The following is a 3,646-nucleotide window of genomic DNA, read 5'->3' on the forward strand; positions in this document are numbered from 1 at the left end:
TCGTCGCCATTGCCGCAGTCAAACTCTGGCTACCCTTTGTCCACGAAGCCTAGCTCGCGCTTTATAGGTTTCCGCTGATTTCGTCGTAATGCCGATGCGTTCCGCAGCTTCACGAATACTGAATCCCAGCGCTATCAGGCGCAAAACTTCCTGCTCACGTTGGGTCAATACAGGGCCGCGCCCGTTGCGGGACGGCGTCCGCGGTGCCTCGATCGCATCGAAGAAGCTCCCACCGCGAAGAACCGCCCTGATGGCCTTGAGCACGACCGAGCCCGGCGACTGCTTCAGCACATAGCCGCGCGCGCCCATTGCCAGCAGCCGGTGCGCGCGCAGCGCGTCGGCCTCTTCGGCGACAAGGATAACGCGATGCGCTGGTAGAGCGCTCAGCAGGCCCTCGGCTACCGAAACTCCGTTGAAGCTCTCGCCCACGACGGCAACGTGCGGTGCCGCCGTCTCGACCAACTGAACGAGCTGCGCGGAAGAGTTGACCTCGCCAACGACTTGGATGTCGGGCTGCTCCGCTAGGCAGGCCTTGAGGCCAGCCAAGAAAATTGGGTGCTCATCCGCGAGAAAAATGCGCGCAGGCCATTCGGATGACAGCATGAGCCAACCTCCACATGGCGTAAGCCTTGCTATGGTATGCGGGCGCGACCGCTCAGTTCTGTGAGCCGCCCGGCGAAAGCGACGAGAGAACCGACTGCAGCGAGGCCCGATCGATTCTGACGATATCGCCGGGCAGGATCGGTGAGGCTTCGTCGATCGCGATCTCATTGACGCTGCCACCCTGGCGCCGCTGGACGCTGAAGCGCATGCGCCCGAGCTGCTTTTCCTGCTGGCTCTGCAATTGCGGGGCGAGCGCGGTCGACTCGTGAATGAGCGCGCGCAGGGCAATGATGCGATCGTCGGTCTGCTTGAGCGAGAGCTGGGTCTCCCGAAGTTCGCGCCCAATGTCGATTTCGCGCTGATTCTCCAGCTCGGCCGCGGCGCGGTCTATTCGGCTGAGTTCCTGCTTCGCGCGGGCGGTCGCGAGCATCAGATCGAGCGCCTGGCTTTCCGACTGCGCGAGGTTCTGTTCGACCGCAAGCTGGCGGGGACTTACCGCGAGTCCCTTGGCGATCAGGCTGTTGATATTGCTGAGCTCGCGCCGGATGAGATCCTGCTGCCGCTGCTGTGTCAGAGCCTTCGCGCCAAGCGTCCGCAGTTCCTCCTCAAGCAACGCGCGCGATTGGTCCAGAAGGGCGAGTTGCGAACGGGTCGCCTTGCGGCGCGAGGCGAACAACGCCTCCTCCTCACGCATCGCCTGGGCGACGCCGTCATCGAGGCCGCGACGCAGATTCTCCGAGAAGGAGATCGCTTCTGCTTTGCTCGCCTCGGCGAGAAGCCTGTCGCGACGGACCTGTAGAGAGAGCAACTGCGTCTGTTGGACCCTGATTTCACCCTCGGCGATGATCGTCTCGCGCTCGAAGCGGCCCAGCGCCAGCTCCATCCGCTGGAACCCTCCAGCGATGGCGACGGCCTGAAGTGCGGTCATCGTCGGCCTGAAGGCATATTCGCCCGGCCTTTCGACCGCGCCGACGATGTAGATCGGCCGGTACTGCGCGATCTCGACGGCCGCCGCTGGGGCGTTGACCAGCCCGGCTGCACTCTTGAGCCGTTCCGAGATCAGGGCCGCGATCTCGGCCGGCGCTTTGCCGTCGACCGAAAAGGTGCCGACTACCGGCAGCGAGAGCATGCCGGCCGAGCTGACACCGAATTCGCCGGTCAGCGCCGACCACTCGAACAGCTCTCGCGAGGTCGGGCGCCATTCCGAAACCTTGATCCTAAGCCGATCCTGGGCGGCGACCCGGTATTCGAATCCATTGGCATGAAGCGATCCGGCGGCTCCCATGACGAAGAGCGATATCAGCGCCACGGACCATGCGAATGCCCGCCACGATCTGCGAAGGCAGGACGGAAAAAGACAGTCGAAGGGGGGACAACGTCTCACAAAACGCTCCGCCACTGGCTGATCTCAACCACGCGTAGCAAATCTGTTGCCACGGCGCCGGCGGCGTTAGAGTTCCCTTAACCATGACGGCTCAGATTTGCCGTGGCGGTCGCGTGTGTAAGTCTTTCTCGGTCACCCGCGCGAAGCTATAATCACCCGTAGATAGCGAGCTGCGAAAGCCCGAGCGATGCTGATCGTCCTCTTTTCGGCCGCCCTCGCCAGCGGCGCGCTGACGCTCTGGCTGGCTTGGCCGCAGGGTGTGCTCGTGGCGCTGGTCGTCGCGGCGGTCGTGGCCAGCGTGACCGTCTCGCTCCTCGCCATCGTCTTCGTCCTGCTCAGATCGCGGACCGCTGACAGCGACGCTACGCGACCGCGTGGCCTCCTCGATATCCTCGCCCGGCGCCAGGCGCGTTGACGGAGGCGCGACGATCGTCTGGCACATGAATTGCTGATCTCCCCACGGGAGCGGGCTGCGCAGTGGCGCCTCGCTTAGCATCCGCTCTTGTCGGGGGAGACTGGCGATGGCGCTTCCGGTGAGGTTTCGCGGGGCCGACCGGGATCGGCAGACCGATATCGAAAGGCTCCGCCCCCTTCACCGGCAACTCAGCGCAACCGTCACCGAAATCGAGCGCGCGATCGCAGGGCTGTCACGGCGGCTCGAGGAGGCACGAACCCGTGCCGCTACGCTGATGGGGAACGAGGACGGGATCTATTTCGAGCGCGAGCCCGCCGATGAAGCCAGATTGGTCGAGGCCGAGGCGCAGATGATGGCCGCCTATCGCAGGATTGAGGAGCTGCGGGCGCAGCGCGCGCTTCTCATGGCTTGCCACGACGGGCTCGCGGGGTTCGGCCACGCTGGCAAGTTGCGGGGTGTCGCCGGACCAATCGGCCTCCTAGCGCGCTTGTCGCTGAGCATCGGCGCACGGACGGCATTGCTCAGGCTCGGCTTTCGAGTCTTGGGCTGGGGACTGCTGATAGGGATCGTCTATGCGACGTTGTCCGGGATCGAGCAGCGACCGTCCGTCCCTTGGCTGGTGCCCAATATCGAACGGAGCCTCGCCTTCCTCGTGACCGCCGCGTCCTTCGCGATCGGGTACCCAAGGCAGCGTCCTGTGATATTCGCCGTCGGGCTCGGTGCGGTCGCGCTGCTCGAACTCGCCCAGGGCTGGACCCCGACACGCCACGGCGCGGTTCAGGACGCGCTGGTGAAGGCGGCAGGGCTTGGCCTCGGACTTCTCCTCGTTCTCGCCCTGGAGCGGTTCAGGCGATACGCACTGCTTTCGTAGTCTGCTCCGGATCGACGAGCATGGCCATTGTCGCTGTTCGGCCGTTCAGCAAGCGAGGTCCGGTTTTGCGATCGACCGGGTCCGGTCTCGCCGAGGGGAATTATCGCGCTGTGGCGGGGCACGCGGTGGGCCCTGCCGCCCCCGAGGCGGCACGCAAAGGCGTGTCGATCCTTGCACAAGAGGAGGCGAGGGGTTCTTCTGAGCAACCGGCGGCGTCGACCGCCTGGCCGAACCTTGGATGAACGGTATGTCATCGAGGTACGGTTTTTTGTCGCCGGGCGGCGATTCGGAGCGTCGACGGCTCGACGAGAGGCCGCGAGGTCGTGTCCCATAGCGTGGTGTAGCTGACGGTGGTCACCGGCGATTGCCGGTT

The 3,646-nt window shown here is 64.8% G+C and carries 4 protein-coding genes; 2 read left to right on the forward strand and 2 right to left on the reverse strand.

All coding sequences use genetic code 11. From position 1 onward, the window contains the following. Nucleotides 1-18: 18 nt before the first annotated feature. Nucleotides 19-603, reverse strand: coding sequence for a response regulator transcription factor (locus AX750_RS21140; protein WP_067254947.1), 585 nt, complete (start codon nucleotides 601-603; stop codon nucleotides 19-21). Between the two features lie 52 nt (nucleotides 604-655). Beyond that, nucleotides 656-1,888: a polysaccharide biosynthesis/export family protein gene (locus tag AX750_RS21145; RefSeq protein WP_066716054.1), complete on the reverse strand. Its 1,233-nt coding sequence runs from the start codon at nucleotides 1,886-1,888 to the stop codon at nucleotides 656-658. Nucleotides 1,889-2,174: 286 nt separating this feature from the next. Between AX750_RS21145 and AX750_RS21150 the strand changes: the two genes are divergently transcribed. Together AX750_RS21150 and AX750_RS21155 are read left to right on the forward strand one after the other, a co-directional pair. Beyond that, nucleotides 2,175-2,402 (forward strand): hypothetical protein, encoded by a 228-nt coding sequence (locus AX750_RS21150; RefSeq protein WP_066716052.1) that lies wholly within the window; start codon nucleotides 2,175-2,177, stop codon nucleotides 2,400-2,402. Nucleotides 2,403-2,508: 106 nt separating this feature from the next. Then, complete coding sequence (locus AX750_RS21155) at nucleotides 2,509-3,273, forward strand: hypothetical protein (protein ID WP_066716050.1); 765 nt, start codon at nucleotides 2,509-2,511, stop codon at nucleotides 3,271-3,273. Nucleotides 3,274-3,646 lie beyond the last annotated feature (373 nt).

The organism is Methylobacterium sp. CCH7-A2 (assembly GCF_001557075.1).
Lineage (GTDB): Bacteria > Pseudomonadota > Alphaproteobacteria > Rhizobiales > Beijerinckiaceae > Allobosea > Allobosea massiliensis.

What these genes read in the sequence shown, in the direction of transcription:
- AX750_RS21150 (WP_066716052.1), top strand. Translation starts at nt 2,175, where the DNA reads ATGCTGATCGTCCTCTTTTCGGCCGCCCTCGCCAGCGGCGCGCTGACG.
- AX750_RS21140 (WP_067254947.1), bottom strand. Translation starts at nt 603, where the DNA reads ATGCTGTCATCCGAATGGCCTGCGCGCATTTTTCTCGCGGATGAGCAC.
- AX750_RS21155 (WP_066716050.1), top strand. Translation starts at nt 2,509, where the DNA reads ATGGCGCTTCCGGTGAGGTTTCGCGGGGCCGACCGGGATCGGCAGACC.
- AX750_RS21145 (WP_066716054.1), bottom strand. Translation starts at nt 1,888, where the DNA reads ATGGGAGCCGCCGGATCGCTTCATGCCAATGGATTCGAATACCGGGTC.